The 20,284-nt window shown below is 63.9% G+C and carries 16 protein-coding genes and 1 tRNA gene; 14 read left to right on the forward strand and 3 right to left on the reverse strand.

What is annotated here, in order from left to right:
* Window positions 1-44 precede the first annotated feature (44 nt).
* From Q9293_RS08770 to Q9293_RS08785, 4 genes are all read left to right on the forward strand, one after another.
* Entirely contained in the window at window positions 45-2,510 is a 2,466-nt protein-coding gene (locus tag Q9293_RS08770) for a methyl-accepting chemotaxis protein (RefSeq protein WP_306252118.1), read from the forward strand.
* A 44-nt stretch (window positions 2,511-2,554) separates the two neighbouring features.
* Entirely contained in the window at window positions 2,555-4,228 is a 1,674-nt protein-coding gene (locus Q9293_RS08775; RefSeq protein ID WP_306252120.1) for an ATP-binding protein, read from the forward strand.
* Entirely contained in the window at window positions 4,225-6,042 is a 1,818-nt protein-coding gene (locus Q9293_RS08780; RefSeq protein WP_306252122.1) for a response regulator, read from the forward strand. Before Q9293_RS08775 ends, Q9293_RS08780 begins: the two co-directional genes overlap by 4 nt.
* A 95-nt stretch (window positions 6,043-6,137) precedes the next feature.
* Complete coding sequence (locus tag Q9293_RS08785; protein WP_306252124.1) at window positions 6,138-6,509, forward strand: hypothetical protein; 372 nt, start codon at window positions 6,138-6,140, stop codon at window positions 6,507-6,509.
* A gap of 23 nt (window positions 6,510-6,532) precedes the next feature.
* Here Q9293_RS08785 and Q9293_RS08790 read toward each other — a convergent pair whose 3' ends face one another.
* Window positions 6,533-7,225, reverse strand: a complete 693-nt coding sequence (locus tag Q9293_RS08790) for a CoA transferase subunit A (protein ID WP_306252126.1) — start codon at window positions 7,223-7,225, stop codon at window positions 6,533-6,535.
* A gap of 85 nt (window positions 7,226-7,310) precedes the next feature.
* Between Q9293_RS08790 and Q9293_RS08795 the strand changes: the two genes are divergently transcribed.
* The 9 genes from Q9293_RS08795 to Q9293_RS08835 all read left to right on the forward strand — a co-directional run bounded on the left by Q9293_RS08795 (window position 7,311) and on the right by Q9293_RS08835 (window position 16,399).
* Window positions 7,311-8,381 (forward strand): hypothetical protein, encoded by a 1,071-nt coding sequence (locus tag Q9293_RS08795; RefSeq protein ID WP_306252128.1) that lies wholly within the window; start codon window positions 7,311-7,313, stop codon window positions 8,379-8,381.
* Between the two features lie 70 nt (window positions 8,382-8,451).
* Window positions 8,452-9,009: an HAD family hydrolase gene (locus tag Q9293_RS08800; RefSeq protein ID WP_306252130.1), complete on the forward strand. Its 558-nt coding sequence runs from the start codon at window positions 8,452-8,454 to the stop codon at window positions 9,007-9,009.
* Window positions 9,006-9,746, forward strand: coding sequence for a DNA/RNA nuclease SfsA (gene sfsA / locus Q9293_RS08805; RefSeq protein WP_306252132.1), 741 nt, complete (start codon window positions 9,006-9,008; stop codon window positions 9,744-9,746). The genes Q9293_RS08800 and sfsA overlap by 4 nt, the downstream gene beginning before the upstream one ends.
* A gap of 25 nt (window positions 9,747-9,771) precedes the next feature.
* Entirely contained in the window at window positions 9,772-10,887 is a 1,116-nt protein-coding gene (gene gcvT, locus Q9293_RS08810; RefSeq protein ID WP_306252134.1) for a glycine cleavage system aminomethyltransferase GcvT, read from the forward strand.
* A 148-nt stretch (window positions 10,888-11,035) separates the two neighbouring features.
* Window positions 11,036-11,419, forward strand: coding sequence for a glycine cleavage system protein GcvH (gcvH, locus tag Q9293_RS08815; protein WP_306252137.1), 384 nt, complete (start codon window positions 11,036-11,038; stop codon window positions 11,417-11,419).
* 4 nt (window positions 11,420-11,423) lie between these two features.
* Entirely contained in the window at window positions 11,424-13,394 is a 1,971-nt protein-coding gene (locus tag Q9293_RS08820; RefSeq protein ID WP_306252139.1) for a LysM peptidoglycan-binding domain-containing protein, read from the forward strand.
* 50 nt (window positions 13,395-13,444) lie between these two features.
* Window positions 13,445-13,520: transfer RNA gene (locus tag Q9293_RS08825), tRNA-Ala, on the forward strand.
* Between the two features lie 54 nt (window positions 13,521-13,574).
* Window positions 13,575-15,554, forward strand: a complete 1,980-nt coding sequence (locus Q9293_RS08830; protein WP_306252141.1) for an ABC-F family ATP-binding cassette domain-containing protein — start codon at window positions 13,575-13,577, stop codon at window positions 15,552-15,554.
* 35 nt (window positions 15,555-15,589) lie between these two features.
* Complete coding sequence (locus tag Q9293_RS08835; protein WP_306252143.1) at window positions 15,590-16,399, forward strand: SDR family oxidoreductase; 810 nt, start codon at window positions 15,590-15,592, stop codon at window positions 16,397-16,399.
* A gap of 137 nt (window positions 16,400-16,536) precedes the next feature.
* Here the strand turns inward: Q9293_RS08835 and Q9293_RS08840 are convergent, their stop codons facing one another.
* Both Q9293_RS08840 and Q9293_RS08845 read right to left on the reverse strand, forming a co-directional pair.
* Window positions 16,537-17,940: an aldehyde dehydrogenase family protein gene (locus Q9293_RS08840; protein ID WP_306252145.1), complete on the reverse strand. Its 1,404-nt coding sequence runs from the start codon at window positions 17,938-17,940 to the stop codon at window positions 16,537-16,539.
* A 56-nt stretch (window positions 17,941-17,996) separates the two neighbouring features.
* The gene (locus Q9293_RS08845) at window positions 17,997-19,367 is read right to left on the reverse strand and encodes a tryptophanase (RefSeq protein ID WP_306252146.1); all 1,371 of its coding nucleotides are present in this window, start codon (window positions 19,365-19,367) and stop codon (window positions 17,997-17,999) included.
* A 119-nt stretch (window positions 19,368-19,486) separates the two neighbouring features.
* On the opposite strand from Q9293_RS08845, the gene Q9293_RS08850 reads away from it, so the two are divergent.
* Entirely contained in the window at window positions 19,487-20,281 is a 795-nt protein-coding gene (locus tag Q9293_RS08850) for a type III pantothenate kinase (RefSeq protein WP_306252148.1), read from the forward strand.
* The last annotated feature ends 3 nt before the right edge of the window (window positions 20,282-20,284 follow it).

Below are 20,284 nucleotides of genomic sequence, written 5' to 3' on the forward strand. Positions count from 1 at the left end.
TTAGGGCAAACGCCCCTGTGCGGTTGGACAGGGATGGACGGGAGTTGATTCTCTCCCGCCTCCGGAAGGGGGTGGGCCTCATCTGGGTGGTGGGGTTCACCGTGGCAGGGATCCTCTTCCTGCTGACGTCCCCTCCGGGCTTCCACCTCACGGTCAAGGGGATGGTCGGCCTGCTGGTGTTGCTGAGCTGCATTCTTTGGGTCAGCTTCTACAACATCAACCAACTCGGGAAGATCCTATCGGAACAGGCCCTGGGCCCCGATCTCTACCGCCCCATCACGCGGTTCCCGCAATCGTCGTCCATCCTCTTCTTCCTTCTGGCCTTCGGCCTTAGCGCCGCATCTTACCTATGGGTGAAGCTCTACCTCGCTCAGAGCCTGTGGGTGAGCTTCATCACCATGGCCATGTTCATGCTGCTGGCCGGGCTGGGCGGCATCTGCCACTACTTCGTGGCCAAGCAGAGCCTGATGAAGGTCTTCCGGATCCTCGCAGGGCAGCCGGGCTTTGCGGATTCCATGGCGCGGTTCACCACCAGCCTGAGGGCCAAGTTCGGCTTCGGCATCCTGGGCATTACGGGGGGGGTGCTGCTGCTCTCCATCCTCGTTTCCGGCCTGACGCTGCAGTCATCGATCCGCACCAAAGTCACCAGCTATGCCAAGAACGAGCTGGCCAACCTGGCGGATTCGGTCACCTTCGTCACCGAGATGAACACCACGCCAGAGGACCTGGACGCCTTCCTCGGCACCCTGAAGCTGGGAGCAGGCGGGGGCGTGTCCCTCAAACTGCCCGCCTCCAAAGGGGGTGCCATCCTTGGCTCCAAGATCCAGCCTGGGGGCGGAGGCGACATCCTGGTGATTCAGTCGCTGCCGGATGGATCAGAGCTGAGGGCGGTCATCCTGGAGGGCGAGTACGCGGACGCCATCTGGAAGGCGCTGCGGCCCAATCTCGCCATCCTGGCGCTGGCAGCGATCTTCCTCACCTACTTCATTCCCCACATCCTCCGGGACGTCCAACATCCTCTGGTGCTCCTGAGCCGGAACACCCAGGAAGTGGGGGAAGGGCGCATCGACCGGCTTGAGCCGGTCTACAGCGACGATGAGGTGGCCTCCCTGGTCAAGGGCTTCGGGCACATGGTGGGCAGCCTCCGGGGCATGGTGGTTCAGATCCGCTCCGCCAGCCGCGACCTGGCCAAGGCCTCGGCCCTCATCCGGGAATCCGGAGACGGCGTCCGTCAGTCGAACCAAGGCCAGCGGGAGCTCATCGAAGCCTTCCACCAGGAGATCAACGAGCTGACGGACACCTCCATCGGCATCAGCGCCAGTTCCATGGAACTCAGCCTGGCTTCGGAAAGCACCAACACCACCATCGTGGAAATGGCCGCCAGCGTTCAGCAGATCAACCTGAGCATGGACGAGCTGTTGATGGTGGTGGAGGGCATCACCTCCGCCATCCGGGATTTCGACATCGCCATCAAGAACGTGGGCAAGAACGTCGATCACCTCGCCGGGCATGCCGAGCACACCAAGGAATTTGCCGAGAACCTGGAGCAGAGCACCTCGGCCATCGACGACAGCGTCAAGATCGCCCAGCGGTACACCAAGAAGGTGATCCACAACGCCAGCCGTGGCATGGAGCTGGTGGCCCGGAACCGCGAGAAGATCCAGGTCATCGAGCGGGTGGTGCAGGATTTCCACGGAACGACCCGCACCCTGCTGCAGCTGGGCGCCGACATCGCCAAGATCCTCGATTACATCGGCGATCACGCCCAGCAGACCAACCTGCTGGCCCTCAACGCCGCCATCATCGCCTCCCAGGGAGGTGGTGTCGGGGATGGCCAGGCCCGGGGTTTCTCGGTGGTGGCCGATGAAATCAAGCAGCTCTCCGAGCAGACCTCGAGGTCCACCCAGGAGATCCAGCAGATCATAGGAACCCTGCAGTCCGAGATCCGGAAGGCCTACCAGCAGGTGGAGCTGGGCCTCGATGCAGTGCGGGATGGCGCCGAGTCCGTGAGCCAGAGCCAGGAGGCGCTCCAGGCCATCCTGGAGTCCGTGAGCGAGACCGACAGCGTGGTGGAAAGCATCCTCAGCGAGACCATTCAGCAGGCGGGGCAGGCCTCGCTCATCCATGAGGCCAACCGGAACATCCACAACCAGGTGGAGACCATCCGCTCCGTCATCGCCGAGCAGCAGCAGACCAGCAATTACATCCTGTCCCTGGCCATGAACGTCCAGCAGGCCACGGCGGTGGTGCGGGATTCCACGAAGGAACAGAGCATCGGCAGCGACGAGATTGCCAAGGCCACCGAGCAGGTGCGCGCCCTCGCAAGCAACCTGCACGAGATCCTGGCCCGGCAGGAGGACCACGTCATCTCCCTGAAGGAGACCATGAACCGGGTGCTGGGCAAGGCCATGGAAAGCGAGCGGGCCATTGAGGCCTCCAGCGGGGCCGTGGAGCAGCTGGGTGCCCAGGTCCACATGCTCAACCGCGAGGTCAACCTCTTCAAGCTCTAGGAAGCGTAGCTGGTAGGCTGGAGGCTGGTTTCCAGGCTTCGCCCATGTACCGCATTTCCATCAAGACCAAGCTGAGCGCCGTCATCAGCATCCTGGTTCTCTCGTTCATCGCCTTCAACCTTCTGTACTACCCCCGCTGGGTGGAGCAGCAGATTCAGAAACAGGCCGAACTGAGTGCCCGCCAGGTGGCTGAGACGGCGAGCTATGCCCTGGGCCCGGCGGTGAGCACCGGCAACAACCGCGACATCGCGAAAGTGCTCCAGGGCGTTCAGAACATTCCCGCCTTCCGCTTCAGCGCGGTCTACGGGGCCAAGGGCGAGGCCCTGGACAGCACACCCACCACGCCCGAGTGGGCCATGGGCGGACAGACACTCATGGATGGGATCTCCACCACGTATACCCGCCGCAACGAGAACATGCTGGTGGCGGTGGCTCCGGTTTTTTACGAAGAACCGCATGCGGATCAGGTGGGCACCCTGATCATCGGCTTCACCACCGAGGGCACCCAGAAGGCCGTGCGCGACAACATCAAGGCCAGCCTCGCGGTGGGGCTGGTCACCCTCATCCTGGGCATCGCCATTGCCGTTTTCCTCTCGAACCGCTACCTGCGGCCGGTGATCCAGCTGACGGAGGCGGCCCAGAAGGTGGCCCAAGGCAACCTGGAAACGGTGTCGGTGAAGGTCTACACCCGGGATGAGATTCAGGACCTGAGCCAGTCCTTTGAGGTGATGACGGAAAAACTCCGGGTGTCGCGTGATGAGATCGAGCGCCAAAACCGGCTGCTGGAATACCGCGTGCAGGAACGCACCCGCCAGCTCATGGAGACCATCTGGGAGCTGGAGGAGATCCGGGCCAACCTGGAGCAGCTGGTCCAGGACCGCACCCGGGGCCTGGAGCAGAGCCGCGCCGAACTGAAGGCCTGGGCCAGCACCCTGGAGGAGAAAGTCCATGAGAAGACGCAGGAACTGCGTGAGCTCAACGAGAACCTGCTCATCAGCTACCAAAAATTGAAGGAGGTCGATCAGCTGAAGGACGAGTTCCTGGCCAACATGAGCCACGAGCTGCGCACGCCCTTGAACTCCATCATTGGATTCTCGGGCATGCTGCTGCAGGATCCGATGAATGCCTTGAGCCAGGATGCCCGGGAGGATCTGCACATCATCTACCAGAATGGGCGCTCGCTCCTGGGGCTCATCGATTCCATCCTGGACCTTTCCAAGATCGAAGCGGGCAAGATGGAGATGGAACTGGAGGAGGTCGACCCCGTGGAGCTTCTGGATGAAGTGAGGGCCATGTCCGCCGGGCTCATCAAGGGCCGCGACATCGACCTTGAGTACGTCCGTCCCGAAGGGGCCATTCGCGTCATGGGTGACCGTGACCGGCTGAGGCAGGTCTTCACCAACCTCGCGGGCAACGCCATCAAGTTCACGGAGGCAGGGAGCGTGCGCATCTCCACGCTGCAGGAAGCCGGCCGCTTCCAGGTGCGCATCGAGGATACGGGCATCGGCATGTCTGAAGAGGAGCTGAGCCGTCTGTTCATGCCCTTCCAGCAGGTGGACGGCAGCATCACTCGGCGTTTCGGCGGCACCGGCCTTGGCCTGGCCATCAGCCAGCGCTTCATGGGCCTCATGAATGGCCGCATCTGGGCCAGCAGCCGCAAAGGAGAGGGCAGCACCTTTGTGGTGGAGATGCCCCTGATTCCGGGAGGTGGGGCTTGAACGCGGCACCGGCGCGCATCCTCTGCATCGAAGACAACCCCATGAACTGGCGCCTGGTCCAGCGCCTGCTCTCCCAGGCAGGTTACGAGATGCATTGGGCGGAGGATGGCCTCAAGGGTTGCGAGCTGGCCCTGGAGCTCAAGCCCACGCTCATCTTGTTGGACATCAACCTGCCGGGGCTGTCCGGCTTTGAGGTGGCCACCAAGCTGCGCCAGAACACCAGCATGGATGGCACCCTCATCGTGGCGCTGACCGCCAAGACCATGAAGAGCGACCGGGAGACCGCCCTGGTGACCGGTTGCGATGGCTTCATCTCCAAGCCCATCGATCCCTTCCTGTTCGTGAGCCAGGTGGAAGGCTACCTGGGCGGCCAGCGGGACCGGCTTGAAAAGGGCAGGGAGGGCGCGGCCCTGCGCCAGTTCAGCCAACAGGTGGTGGTGCATCTGGAAGCCCAGCTGCGGGAGGCCCAGGAGGGCAACCGGAAGCTGACCGAGGTTCAAGCCGAGTTGGAGCAGCGGAGCCAGCATCTCTCCCGCCTGCTGTCGCTCAGCAAGGACATCATTCCCATCCGCAGTGATCTGGAAATCTTGTCCAAGGTGTTGGGTCAATTGACTGAGGAACTCCAACTGGACCGGATCCGGGCCTACCGGGTTCATGAGAGCGGCGTGTATTTCCAGGGCCTGGCGGCCGTCGCCGGGGGATTCGAGGAAACCCCCGTGTTGCCCATGACCCATCCCCTCGTGGCCTGGGCTGAATCACTCGCCCCCGGCGCAGTGCTGTGCGGAAGCGATCTCCACCAGTCCTCGCCTTGGGAACAGGGCATCGACCTTGGCTTGTGGGCGCCCCGAAACCAGGCCTTGATGCTGCCGCTGGGCAGCCGTTCCGAGGAGGGCAGGCTGTGGGGATTCCTGGCGGCGGATCGAGCCGAGCGCCCCTTCCAACCCTTTGAAGCGGAACTGGCGGCACTCCATGGCGGCATCCTGCAGGTCAGTCTGGAGAATGCCGGCCTGATTGCCCACCTTGCGGAGACCAGCCAGGCCCTGGCCACCAGCTACGAGGGCCTGGAGACGGCTTATGAGGCCCTGAAGGAAGCCCAGCGGGCCCTGGGCACCCAGAATCAGAAGACGGCACTGGGCGGCCTGTTCATGAACACGGCCAAGCGGTTGCAGGGCCCTGTGCGGGTTTTGAAGGAGGAGAGCGTCGCGCTGTCCCAACTCCTGGATCAACCCGGGCCGCCTCAGGGCGAGGAACGCTCGGCGAGCCGCCAAGCCATGGATCAGATCCGTCATGCCACCGCCCAGGTGGATGGGTTGGTGCGGTCTCTGCTGCGCCGGGCCGGGCGGGGCGAGGCCAGCGCACCGGAGTGGATCCACCTCCACGAGCTGATGGCCGAGGAGTTGAACCTCCTGCGGGCAGAGGAGGCGCTGCCCGAGGATCTGCCCGTGGAATTGAATTTCCAGGCCCCCAGGGACCTCCTGTTCGGGGTGCATTCGGATTTTGCGGAAGTCTTGGGTCACCTGGTCGCCCACGCCGTGGAAGGACTGCCCCGGCACCTGATACTGCGGACCTGGGGCGGGAACAGCCACTTCCGAATCGAACTCGAAGACGATGGGGCGCCCATCGAGGCAGAGCTGCTCGTCAATGCCCTGGAGCCCTTCAAAGACCTTCGCCCCGTGAAGGGCGAGGGCGGCGGGCGCACGCCGGGCCAAGGGCTTTCGGCCTGTGCCCAGCTCATGAATGCCTATGGTGGCAGCGTCCAGATCGTGCCCCTGAAGCAGGGTTCTCTGGTGCGTCTCAGCCTTCCCATGGATTGATCTGATCTCTCTTTTGGCGGGCCGGAGGGCTGGGAAGGGTTGTGACTTTATATTTCGGACAAATCGGTATGATTTTATGTTCCGACGGAGTTCCCATGACCGCCCTTCGCCTTCTCCCAGCCCAATTTTCGCTCCTCCTGCTGGCCGCCCTGTTCATGCGGGTGGGGGTTCCCCTGATCCTCATCGTGCCGCTCACCCTGATGCTCATGGGGGCGCTGCTGGTGCCCTGGCCCGAAGTGCGGGCCTTGATGACAGCGGCGCTGGGCTTCGGCGCCCTCATCTGGGGTTTCATGACCTGGCTGCGGGTGCAGGAACGCCTGGCCTACGGCGAGCCCTGGTCCCGCCTGGCGGTCATCCTTGCGGGGGTGGCGCTGTTCACGGCCTGGTCGGCCTGGCTGGTGTGGGGCAACCGCAAGCGGGATATGCAAAGGCTGCAAGAGAATTCCCCCGCGGAGCCCTCAGCTTGAACCCGACGCGACTCCGCTGCCTTTCAGCGGGTCACCACCTTTTCGATGCGCTTTTCGTATGCGGTTCCGAGCACCAGGCGATGCACGAAAATGCCGGGGGTATGGATGGCGTCCGGATCGAGATCGCCCACTTCGACGATCTCCTCCACCTCGGCGATGCACACCTTTCCGCAGGTGGCGACCATGGGGTTGAAGTTGCGAGCGGTTTTGCGGAACACCAGGTTGCCCAGACGGTCAGCCTTCCAGGCCTTCACCAGGGCGAAATCCGCGAAGATACCCGCTTCCAGCACACATTCTTTTCCGCGGAAAAGACGGGTCTCTTTGCCTTCGGCCACCTTGGTGCCCGCCCCGGTGGGTGTGAAGAACGCGGGGATGCCGGCTCCGCCGGCGCGCATGCGTTCGGCCAGGGTGCCCTGAGGCACCAGTTCGACCTCCAATTCGCCACTGAGGTATTGCCGCTCGAACTCGGCGTTCTCGCCCACGTAGCTGCTGACCATTTTCTTGATCTGGCGGTTCTGGAGCAGGATGCCCAGACCGAAATCATCCACGCCGGCATTATTGGAGTAGCAGGTGAGATGCTTCACGCCGGTCTGGGCCAGCGCGGCGATGAGGTGCTCGGGAATGCCGCAAAGGCCGAAGCCGCCCACGGCCAGATGGGCGCCTTCCGGGATGTCCTTCACGGCTTCCAGGGCTGAGCTGACGCGCTTGTCGATCATGGCGGAGGACCTCGGGATGTGCCATCAGTGTGCCATCTCTGGCATTCTGCTTCAGTTCCTGTTTGTACTTTGAAGGGAGTTGCCCATGAAACGTTGGCTCGTGGCGGCCATGTGCCCCTTGATGCTTGGAGCGCAACCTGTTTCACCCCAGCCCGCCCAGGTGCCTCGGCCCGAAGGCCTGTGGGATGCCCGGGAAACCCACCTCAAGCACGTGAAAAAGCTGACCGGTGTGGGCTCCAATGCCGAGGCCTACTGGTCGAATGATGGCAGGAAGATCATTTTCCAGAGCACCCGGGATGGGTATCCCTGCGACCAGCTCTACACCATGAACGCCGATGGTTCCGATCAGAAGCGGGTCAGCAGCGGCAAGGGCCGTGTCACCTGCGGCTGGTTCCTGCCCGGCGACAAGAAAATCATCTTCGCCAGCACCCATGGGGCCGGGCCGGAATGCCCAGAAGGCCCGCCCTTCACGCCGGGGAAGTACCAGTGGCCTGTCTTCCAGGGCTACGATCTCTACACCGCCAATGCCGATGGCAGCGACGCCAAGCCTTTCCTGGCCTCGCCAGGTTATGACGCGGAGGCCACGGCTTCGCCCAACGGCAAGTGGATCGTCTTCACCAGCGAGCGCAGCGGCGATGTGGATCTCTGGCGCGTGGATCTGGACGGCAAGAACCTTCTGCGCCTCACGGATGGCGTGGGCTACGACGGCGGGGCTGTGTTCAGTCCCGATTCCAAGCTCATTGCCTGGCGCACCAACTACCCCAAGGGTGAAGCGGCCACCGCGAAGTACAAGGAACTCCTCAAGCAGCATCTGGTCGAGCCCATGGAGATGGACATCTGGGTGATGAACGCCGATGGCAGTGCCAAGCGCCAGGTGACAAAACTTCCCGGGGCGGCCTTCGCACCCATCTTCACGCCGGATGGCAAGGGCCTCGTCTTCGCCACCAACCATCACGACAACGAGGGAAAGGGCAGGAGCTTCGACCTTTTCCGTGTCAATCTGGACGGTACCGGGCTGGAGCGCATCACTTGGACGGGCGTCTTCAATTCGTTCCCCCATTTCAGCCCTGACGGGAAGAAGCTTTTGTGGGTCAGCGGCCGCAGCCCCCGCGGTTCGCGCCAGTTCGATGTCTGTGTGGCGGAGTGGATTCAGTGAGCATGAATCAGGAGAGAAGTGCCACTTTGGCGAAGCCGAAGCCCGAAGGGTGCGGCATAGGATGTGCCGCATGAGCATGAAACCAGCGGTCTTCCTCGACCGCGACGGCACCCTCAATGAAGAAGTGGATTTCCTGTGCGACCCGGACGAACTGGTCATGATCCCCGGAGCGGCCGCTGCCGTGGCTCGGCTCAACGCCAAGGGCATCCCGGTGGTGGTGGTAACCAACCAGAGCGGCATCGGCCGTGGCAAATACGATTGGACGGATTTTGCCGCCGTGATGAGCCGCATGGGCACCTTGTTGGCGATGGAGAATGCGCGCATCGACGCCGTCTACGCCTCTCCCCACCACGAACAGGCCCTGGGCGAGTACGCCGTGGCGGACCATCCCGAACGCAAGCCGAACCCTGGGATGCTGCTGCGGGCGGCAGAAGAACACGGTCTGGACCTGTCCCGCTCCTGGATGGTGGGGGACAAGGCCCTCGACATTGAGGCGGGGCTCCGCGCCGGCTGTAAGGTGGCGCTGGTGCGCACGGGCTATGGTGCCTCCGTGGATGGCTCCCGGGCAGACCTGGTCGCCGACAGCCTGCCAGACGTGGTGGATCACATCCTGTCCCACTGGCCATGATCCTCATCGAGAAAAAGGGGCTGGTGAGCGGCTTCCTGATCCAGCGCTACAAACGATTCCTGGCGGATGTGCGCCTGGAGGATGGCAGCGTCGTCACGGCTCACACCACGAACACAGGCTCCATGAAGACCTGCTGGGAGCCCGGAGATCGCGTCTTGCTGGAGCCCGCCACGAACCCTGAGCGCAAGCTCAAGTTCACGTGGCTGGCTGTGGAACGCCCCGGCGGCTGGGTGGGTGTGGAAACGGGCATGCCCAACCGCGTGGTGGCCGAAGCGGCGCGCCGTGACGTGCTACCTGGCCTGACCGGTCTGCGCGAGGTTCGTACCGAGGTGAAATACGGGGCTGAACGCAGCCGCATCGACGTGTTGGCCCAAGATGCAGAAGGTCGGCAGGTGTTCATCGAGGTGAAGAACACCACCTTGAAAGAGGGGAACTGGGTGCTGTTTCCGGATGCGGTGACCGAGCGGGGAACCAAGCACCTGCGTGAGCTTCAGGCCATGGTTCGGGAAGGTCATTGGGCCGCCATCGCCTTCTTCGTGCACCGCACGGATGTGGATCGCTTTGATGCTGCGCGGGACATCGACCCGGCTTACAGTGCCGAACTGGATCGCGCTGCGCAGGCCGGGGTGGCTGTCCTGCCCTTGGCTGTGCATCTGGTCACAAGGCAGGAAACAAGTGGGTTGTGGGCCCTTGGCTGGGAATTACCGGGCCTTCTGCCCTGGGCTCCCCGCCGCTAGACTGGGGGTTCATGCCGGAGCAACCATGTCGACCGCCGCATCAGAATTGATGAAGACGCCTCTCAACGCCGCCCACCGGGCCCTGAACGCCAAGATGGTCGACTTCGGCGGCTGGGACATGCCGGTGCAGTACCCGGCGGGCATCATTGCTGAGCACGAGGCCGTGCGCACCAAGGCGGGTCTGTTCGACGTAAGCCACATGGGTGAGATTCGCGTGAAGGGCCCAGGCGCGCTGGCCCTGGTGGAACACCTCACCCCCAACGCCGTGTCCAAGCTGGCCATTGGTCAGGTGCATTACACGGCCTTCCTCTACGAGAACGGCACCTTCGTCGATGACCTGCTGGTCTACCGCGAGGGCGAGCAGGAGTTCCTCCTGGTGGTGAATGCGGGCAACTCCGACAAGGATTTCGCCTGGGTGCAGCAGCACGCCAAGGGGTACGACTGCACCGTGGTGAACGAAAGCCCCATCACTGGCCAGATCGCCCTGCAGGGACCGCTGGCTGTGGAGATCCTCCAGCCCCTCACCGCGACTCCGCTGGATCCCATCGGCTACTACTTCTACACGCACGGTGAGGTGGCTGGCATCAAGTGCATCATCAGCCGCACGGGCTACACCGGCGAGGATGGCTTCGAGCTCTACTGTGCCGCTGGCGACACGGAGAAACTCTGGAACGCCGTGATGGCCGCCGGGACGCCCAAGGGCCTGCTGCCCGCGGGTCTCGGCTGCCGCAACACCCTGCGCCTGGAATGCAAGATGGCGCTCTACGGCCACGAGATCGACGACACCATCCACGCCCTGGAAGCGGGCCTGGGCTGGATCGTGAAGCTGGATCACAGCGACTTCATCGGCCGCGATGCGCTGCTGGCCGCCAAGGCCGCCCCCGCGCCCCGCAAACTGGTGGGCTTCAAGACCCACGAGAAGCGCGACATCGCCCGCGACCACATGCCCGTGGTGCAGGATGGCAAGCAGATCGGGTTTGTCACCAGCGCGGCGCCTTCGCCCACCTGCGGCTTCAACCTGGGTCTGGCCTACGTGCCCACAGAGCTGGCCAAGGTCGGCGGTACCATCCAGATCGAGATTCGCGGCCGCGCCGTCAACGCCGAGATCATCCCTACGCCCTTCTACAAGCGGACCAAGTAGCGAATGCTGGCCGGGGGGACCGCCTGCTCGCGTGGCTCGCGATGTCCCCCCGGACCCCCGCCGTCCGGGCGGGATGAACCCACCCTGACCGGCCACAAGTAGCCACCTGTTCACTGCTCACACCACCTACCGCCTCAAAGGAGGAACCATGTTCCCTGCCGATCTCAAGTACACCAAGGACCACGAGTGGCTGAAGCCCGCTGGCGATGGCACCGCCCTGGTGGGCATCACCCACTACGCGCAGGATGCGCTCGGCGACGTGGTCTTCGTGGACCTGCCCGAGACGGGTGCGACCTTCGCTGAGGGCGAGGAGTTCGGCACGGTGGAATCCGTGAAGACCGTGTCCGAACTGAACATGCCCACCGCTGGTGAAGTGCTTGAGGTGAACGAGGGCCTGGGCGATCATCCGGAAGCTGTGAACGAGGATCCCTACGGCAAGGGCTGGCTGGTGAAGATCAAGCTGAGCGGCGACCTCGCCGGGCTGCTCGATGCCAAGGCCTACGAGGCCCTGGTGAGCGCCGAAAGCCACTAGGCTCATGTCGGTTCAGATCCTGGCCACCCTCCTCTGGGGGACAGCGACCGTGCATGCTCCGGCGCAGACTCCCCAGGCCTACGTGGCCACGGCTCCCATCCGAGCCGCTGAATCCGACAGTGTGCGGATTCAGCGGCTCCGCGTCTTGGTGGAGGCTGCCGAAAAGGCCCTGGAGGCCGAGGATGAAGACGGGGCCGAGGCCCGTTCCGACGAAGCCGATGTCCTCACCGCCGACTGGTCGCTGGACCTTCTGAAACAGCCTGAGGTTCAGGGATTGCTCCAGCGCCTGAAAGAAGTGCAGGACCAGCTGTCTGAGGAGGAAGAACCAGAGCCGGAACCAGGCCTCAAGGCCCCGGAAGAAGTGGTCTCCATCAGCGGCGAGGAACTGCGGGCGGAGTTGGAATTGGTCCGCAGCGCCGAGCAAGGCGCCACGTATGATTTCCCCATCGATCTCAATGACAAGGTGCTCACCTGGGTGAGCCTGTTTAGCACCACCAAGCGCGGCTTCATGGAGAACGCGCTGGGGCGGGCTTCCCAGTACATGCCCATGATCCGCCAGGTCTTCGCGGAGGAAGGCATCCCCTCCGATCTGGCCTACCTGGCGGTCATCGAATCCGGTTTCCGGAATGAGGCCAAGAGCCGAGCGAAGGCCGTGGGCATGTGGCAGTTCATCCGCTCCACCGGCCGCATCTACGGCCTCAGCGGCAACGCCTGGGTGGAAGAGCGCCGCGATCCGGTGAAGGCCACGCGCGCCGCAGCGCGCTACCTGAAGCGGCTCTACGAAATCACCGGCGACTGGTACCTCGCGGCATCCAGCTACAACGCCGGCCCCCTCACGCTGGATCGGGCCATCCAGAACCTGGGCACCCGGAATTTCTGGGATCTGGCGCGCTCGCGCTGGCTGCGCACCGAGACGAAGAACTACATTCCCGAGCTCTGCGCCGCCATCCTCATCGGCCGCAACCCCGAACGTTATGGTGTGCACATTGTTCCTCTCACGCCCTACACCTACGAAACGGTGAATGTGGCGAGCATGACCAGTCTCTCGGTGCTGGCCCGTTGCGCCAATACCGATGCCGCCACATTGAAGGCGCTGAACCCGGAGCTGCTTCGAGGGTCCACACCTCCTGGGGCATACCTTCTGCGTGTGCCCCCGGGGAAGGCACTGGAATGCCTGCGGCAGCTGGCCAAGATGCCCGCCGGGAAGCGGCTGGATTTCCAGACCTACACCATTCGCAAAGGCGACACTCCGGCCAAGGTGGCCAAGCGCTTCAAGCTGACCCCAGAGGATCTGCTGGAGGCCAACGATCTCGCGGCCAAGCAATTCAAGCCGGGCAAGCGGATTCTGCTGCCGCCGCCGCCGGTACTGGCCCTGGAGGATCGCGACCTGGGCTCCACACCCGAGCGTGCCAAGGCCCTGGGTGACCGGCCCCTGGCCCCACTCCCAGCGGCACCCCGCGAGGTGGATGAGCCGACGCCCCGCGTATCCGCCGAACCTGCCGCTGCTGCGCCCGTTCCAGCATCTGCGGTCCAGATCCCGGTGACCACTCCTCAGGTGCAGAATCCCGTTCCGCCTGCGAACAAGCCGGAGTCGAACCACGCGGAGTCGGTTGCGGCCAAACCCATTGCGCCCGAACCCACCAAGGAGGCGACCGTCATCCGCGCCAAGAAGGGCGACACCTTGGCCAGGCTGGCCCGTGCCCATCAGGTTCCCTTGGGAGAACTCCTGCGGCTGAATCCAGAGGCCCGGAAGGCGCTGCACCCCGGCGATGAGGTCCGTCTCCCTGGATCCGCGCCCCGTCTCGCGAAGGCGACAGCCCCTGCCGCAGCCACCCTGCACCGGGTCCAGAAGGGTGAGACCCTGGCTTCCATCGCCCGCAAGTACGGCGTGGATCCCAAGGATCTCAAGGTCTGGAATCGGCTGAAGGGCGACCGGATCCTCCTGGGCCAGAAGATGCGCGTCACACCTCCGTGATCAGTGCTTGCAGAAGTGCGGAAGGAGTGTGATACTGGTTCTTCCCCATTGGGGCCATAGCTCAGCTGGGAGAGCGCTTGCATGGCATGCAAGAGGTCGTCGGTTCGATCCCGATTGGCTCCACCAAACAGAAGGCCACCGCAAGGTGGCCTTCTTGCTTCAAGCTGAAGGTTTCCGGACATGCTCGCATCCCTGAACCACGTGGATCTTCGATTCGGCCCCCAAGAGGTGCTGAAGGACGCCACCTGGGCCATCCAGGAGGGCGAGTGCTGGGGTGTCATTGGCCGCAACGGCGCGGGCAAGAGTACGGTGTTCAAGCTGCTTCTGGGCCAACTGGAAGCCGACAGCGGCACCGTGGTGCGGCCCACCAAGGAACGCGGCATTCGCATGGGCCACTACGCCCAGGATCTCGTTCCTGAAACCGATGGCAGCGTGCTGGAAGAAGCCCTGGCGGCCTTCGGCGATGTGGAGCGCTTGCAGCACGAGATGCGCGAACTGGAACACCGCATGAGCGAGCCTGGCGTCGCGCTCGATGACGTCATGGAGCGCTACCAGAGGGTCACGGAAGCCTTCGAGCACCTGGATGGCTTCAGCATCCGCGCGCGGGCCGAGAGCATTCTTCAATCCCTCGGTTTCAGCGCCGCCGACTTCGAGCGTCCCGTGGAAACCCTGTCCGGCGGGCAGAAGAGCCGCGTGATGCTGGCCAAGGCCATCCTCCAGGGCCTGGATCTGCTGCTGCTCGATGAACCCACGAACCACCTGGATCTGCCCAGCCTGCGCTGGCTGGAGGATTTCATCCAGGGCACCGATGCCACGGTGGCCGTCATCAGCCATGACCGCTACTTCCTGGATAAGATCGCCACCGAAATTCTGGAGCTGGAGCTAGGCCGTTCGCGGGTCTACGAGGGCAACTACTCCGAATTCATGGAGAAGAAGGAACAGGAGCTGGAACTGCTGGAGCGCCACTACGAGCAGCAGCAGGCCTACATCAAGAACCAGGAAGAATACATCCGCCGCAACATCGCCGGGCAGAACACCAAGCAGGCCCGCGGCCGCCGCACGCATCTCGCCAAGTTGGATCGCATCCAGAAACCCCTGCGCGACGGCCGCAAGGTGAAGTTCACGTTCCCGGAAACCCAGCGCGGCGGCGACGTGGCCCTGGTGCTGGAAAAGGCCAGCGTGGGCTGGGGTGGGAAGCCGCTCTACGAACCGTTGGAACAGCTGCAGATCAAGCGCGGGCAGAAGGTGGGCATCGTGGGCCTGAACGGTACGGGCAAGTCCACCCTGCTGAAAGCCATCGCAGAGGAGATCCCATTCATCACCGGCCAGGCACGGCTGGGCAGCCAGGTGAAACTGGGCTATTTCGATCAGCACCACAAGAACCTCGATCCCCGCAACACGGTCTTCCAGCAGATCCACGGCGTGAATCCGCAAGCCCTGAAGCAGGATGTGCTGGGCTTCCTGGCCAAATTCCAGTTCCGTGGCGATGAGGTGGACAAACCCGTCACGGCGCTCTCTGGCGGTGAGCGCGCGCGCCTCAGCATCGCCACGCTCATCCGTCAGGGCGTGAATCTGCTGCTGTTGGACGAGCCCACCAACCACATGGACATCCCCAGCATGGAGGCGATGGAGGACACCATCCTCAGCTTCACCGGGGCGGCCATCGTGGTGACCCACGACCGCTACCTGCTGGGGCGTGTGGCGGATTCCCTGCTGCGCATCCACGAGGGCAAGGCTGAGTTCCGCGAAGGCGGCTACGAGGATCACCAGGCCTGGGTGGATCTGGACCTCGGGGCTGAGGATGAAGCTGGCAGCGCCGAGCCTGAAGCCCCAGCCAAGAAGCCCGCTTCGCCCCAGGCCAAACCGAGCTCTGCGGTGAAGCCGCAGAGCCAGCCGCCGGTCAAGCCCGTGGCCATCGACAAGGACAAGCAGCGCGCCATCAAGCGCTACGAAAAACAGGTGGCCGAAGCCGAGGCCAAGGTGACCGAACTGGAAGCAAAACTGGCCGCAATCCAGCAGGAGATGGCCGCCATGGACCCCGCGGACTGGCAGGCCTTCAGTGCCAAGCTGGATGCCCAGAAGGCCCTGGAAGCCGATCTGGCCTACGCCATGAGCGATTGGGAGGCCGCGCAGGGCGCTCTGGAGGAAGCTCAGCGTTGAGGCGGTGCTAGCATCAGGAAACCCCTGAGGCTTTCATGACTGCATTCCGTGGCGCCCACGTCCTCATCACCGGTGCGGCCAGCGGCCTGGGCCGTCTCATGGCCCTGGATGCTGTGCAGCGCGGGGCGCGCGTGACCCTGCTGGATCGGGATGCGAAAGGGTTGGGCCTCGTCTGCGACGAGATCCAGGCGCTGAAGGGCGACGCCGAAGGCTTCGTGGTGGATCTGTCCAGCCGCGAGGCCATCCAGGCCACCTGCGCCGAGGTGCTGCAATCCCGCGGCCCGGTGGGCATCCTCATCAACAACGCGGGCATCGTGTCGGGCAAGCCGCTGTTGGAATGCAGCGATGAAGCCATCGAGCGCACCTTCCAGGTGAACACCCTGGCCCTGTTCTGGATGGTGCGGGCCTTCCTGCCCGCCATGATGGCGGCGGGCGGGGGGCATGTCGTCACCGTGGCTTCCGCGGCAGGTCTGGCGGGCACCTCGCGCCTGGTGGACTACAGCGCCTCCAAGTTCGCCGCCGTGGGCTTCGATGAGTCCCTGCGCATGGAACTGAAACGCCTCGGCAGTCCGGTGCGAACCACGGTGGTATGCCCTTTCTTCATCGACACGGGCATGTTCGAGGGCGTGAAGACCCGCTTCGCCTGGCTGTTGCCCATCCTCAAGCCCGATTATGTGGTGCGCCGCGTCATGGGGGCCATCGCCAGCAACCGCGCCCGGCTCATCCTGCCGCGCTTCGTGTGGACCGTGCCCGTGGTGCGCGCCCTGCCGCCCTTCCTTTTCGACGCGGTGCTGAGCTTCTTCGGAGTGAACCGCAGCATGGACGAGTTCGTGGGAAGGCACTGATCCGGCGGGCCTCGACAAGCGGGAACACAGAGAACACGGAGTTCCCACAGAGATCACAGAGGAAAGCGGAGCGCTTGTCGATGTCTTCTCTGCGTCCTCTCTGCGGCTTCTGTGTCCTTTGTGTTCCGCTTTTAGCTTCAGAAATAGCGCAGGGTCAGGTCGATCATCCGCCGCACGAAGCCGGTGTAGGGCGGGTACATGAGCTGGATGGCGGAGAAGCGCGTCCGCTGGCGCAGGAGGCCCCGTGCGTTGGAGAAGGCCTGGAAGCCGTGGACGCCATGGGCCTTCCCGAATCCCGACGTGTTCACGCCTCCCGTGGGCAGGCCGGTGTGCGCGAAGTGCAGCACGGTGTCATTGATGCACCCGCCACCAGCTGTGGTGCGGGCCATGAGGGCTTCGGCTCGGCGGCGATCACCACTGAAGAGGTACATGGCCAGGGGCTTGGGCCGGGCGTTCACGAAGGCCACGGCCGCCTCCATGTCCGGCACTTTGAGGATGGGCAGGAGGGGGCCGAAAATTTCTTCCTGCATGATGGGCGTGGTCGGGTCGACCGCGGTCAGCACCGTGGGGCTGATGTAGCGGGTGGCCGCATCCGTCTCGCCCCCGAAGGCCACCGTGGCGTCGCTGGTGCTCAGCAGAGACTGGATGCGGTCGAAATGCCGATCATTGATGATCCGTGCCAGGTCCGGGCTGGCCATTCTCTGGGCTGGGTTGTCCCCGTAGAAGGACGTCAGCGCCGCCTTCAGTTCCGAAACCAAGGCATCGTGAACGCGCTCATGGACCAGCACGTAGTCCGGTGCCACGCAGGTCTGGCCGCCGTTCAGGCACTTGCCCCACGCGATCTTGCGGGCGGCTTCCTGCACGTTGGCGTCCGCATCCACCAGCACTGGCGACTTGCCGCCCAACTCAAGCGTCACCGAGGTCAAGTGTTCGGCCGCAGCCTTCATGACCGCCTTGCCCACGGTGGGGCTGCCCGTGAAGAAGATGTGATCGAAGGGCAGGGCCAGCAGGGCCTGGGCGGCTTTGGCATCGCCTTCCACCAGGGCCACCTCGTCTTCAGGGAAGAGTCCCGCCAGCAGCTTGCGGAGAAAGGCCGTGGTGTGCGGCGTGAATTCCGAAGGTTTGAGAACGGCGCAATTGCCCGCGGCGAGGGCGGACACGAGGGGCCCCAGCGTGAGGTAGATGGGGTAGTTCCAGGGGCTGATGATGAGCACCACGCCCTTGGGTTCGTGGCGGATGGAACTGGCCGCGCCGAAGAATCCCACGGGCGTCGCCACTTTCCATGGTTTCATCCAGCGCGGCAGATGGCGCAGGGCATCCTTGATTTCAGAGATGACGGGATAGAGCTCCGTCAGGTCGACTTCTTCCGGCGCCTTGCGGAAATCCGCCGCGAGGGCTGTCTGGGCCTCTTCCCTGTGGGCCATGAGCGCTTCCAGCAGGGCCTGCAGCTTCGCCCGCCTTTGATCGGCCGACGTTGCGGCCACGCGCCAGCGGGCGGCCTGCTGGCGGGCGAACAGGGCATCGAGGTCGGGAGTGGCCACAGGAACTCCGATGAGCAGAGGGGTCTGCCCATCTTAGGCTCCTGTTCATTCGCCTCCTAGGCCCAGGCCATCTCGGCGGTGAAGTGGCGCAGATACTTGCTCTGCTTGACGATCTTCACGCCGCGGATCTCTTTGGCCTTGGCCTTCACTTCGGCGATCACCTCGGCGGCGAAGTCGAAGTGGCTCTGGGTGTACATGCGGCGGGGGAAGGCCAGGCGGACCAGCTCCATGCTGTGGTAGGTCTCGGTGCCATCGTCCATGCGCTTGCCGAACATGACCGAGCCGATTTCCACACCGCGGATGCCACCTTCCAGGTAGAGGGCGTTGCAGAGGGCCCAGGCTGGGTACTGCTCCACGGGCATGTTGGGCAGCACCGTCTTGGCGTCGATGTAGACTGCGTGGCCGCCCGTGGGCTTCACGAAACCCACGCCCGCGGCCTCCAGCTTCTCGCCCAGGTATTCCGCAGTGCGCAGGCGATAGCGCAGGTAGTCCTCATCCATGCCTTCCACCAGGCCCACGGCCAGGGCATCCAGGTCACGTCCGGCCAATCCGCCGTAGGTGGGGAAGCCCTCGGTGAGGATGAGCATGTTGCGGACGGCATCCAGCCATTCGTCGCTGCGCAGCATGATGAAGCCGCCGATGTTCACCATGCCGTCCTTCTTGGCGCTCATGGTGCAGCCGTCGGCGTAGCTGAACATCTCCTGGCAGATGGCCTTGATGGACGTGTTCTGGTAGCCGTCTTCGCGCTGCTTGATGAACATGGCGTTCTCGGAGAAGCGGCACACGTCCATGATGAGGGGCTTGCCGTATTTCTTGAGCAGCTGGGAGTAGGCGCGGATGTTGGCCATGGAGACGGGCTGGCCGCCGCCGGTGTTGTTGGTCACCGTGATCATGCCGAAGGGAATGCGGTGCGCATCCTTCTTGAGGGCCTCTTCCACGCGGACGAGGTCGATGTTGCCTTTGAAGGGGTGGATGAGGCTGGGCTGCAGGCCCTCGGCGATGACCAGATCCGCGGCTTCGACGCCGTTGAATTCCAGGTTGGCGCGGGTGGTGTCGAAGTGGCAGTTGTTGGGCACGTAGTCGCCGGACTTGCACACGGCGCTGAACAGCACCTTCTCGGCAGCGCGGCCCTGGTGGGTGGGAATGAAATGTTCCATGCCCGTGATGTCCTTCAGCACCGACTCCAGGCGGAAGAAGCTGGGCGAGCCTGCGTAGCTTTCGTCGCCGATCATGATGGCGCCCCACTGGGCGGAGCTCATGGCGCCCGTGCCGGAATCTGTGAGCCAATCCAGAAGCACATCCTCGGCGCGCAGCTTGAACACGTTCAGCTTGGCGTCCTCCAGCATGCCCAGGCGCTCCTGGGCAGTGGTCATGCGGATGGGCTCGATGGATTTGATGCGGAATGGCTCGATCAGGGTGCGAGGCATGGGGGCTCCATAGAGAACCTCAGAGTATCTAAGGTGGGCAGGATTCGCATCACAACGGATTCGGGGGGACTGGCGGCGCAGACCGCATCCGGCGATGCTGGAAGGCTTGGAGCTTGCGCATGAGTCTTCTGCTGGCAGTGGATGTTGGAAACACCAACGTGGTGCTGGGGATCTTCGACCTTTCCAAAGGACCCGATTCGCCGCTGGTCTGTTCCTGGCGCTTGGCTACCAGCCGCGAGCGCACCGTCGATGAATACGGCCTGTCGGTCCTGGCGCTCATGCGCCACCAGGGGATTGAAGCCAGCCAGATCAAGCACGTGGCGATATCGTGCGTGGTGCCGCCCCTGCATCCCGTGCTCATGAGCCTGGCCAAGAGCTTTTTCGGGGTGGAGGCCTTCTACGTCGAACCGGGTGTGAAGACCGGCGTGAAGGTGCTCATCGATAATCCGGCGGAGCTGGGCGCCGACCGCCTGGTGAACGCCGTGGCAGGCATCGAGAAGTTCGGCGCGCCGCTCATCGTGGTGGATTTCGGTACCGCCACCACTTTCGACGTGGTGAACGCCAAGAAAGAGTACCTGGGCGGTCTCATCTGCCCCGGCCTCAAAATCAGCGCCGACGCCCTTTTCCAGCGGGCCAGCCGCCTGCCGCGGGTGGAGATTGCCGAGCCCGAGCGCCTGGTGGGCCGCAACACCGTGCAGGCCATGCAGTCGGGCATCTTCTACGGCTACGTGGGCATGGTGGATGGCATCCTGGACCGCCTGCTGGAGGAGAGCCCGGAGGCCAAGGTCGCCGCCACCGGAGGGCTGGGCCGGGTGATCGGGCCCCACACCAAACACATCAAGCACATCGCCCCGGATCTGACCCTGGACGGCCTGCGGATCCTTTGGTTCCGCAATCAGGGCGGAAAGAAATAAGCA

This window comes from Geothrix sp. PMB-07 (genome assembly GCF_030758935.1).
GTDB lineage: Bacteria > Acidobacteriota > Holophagae > Holophagales > Holophagaceae > Geothrix.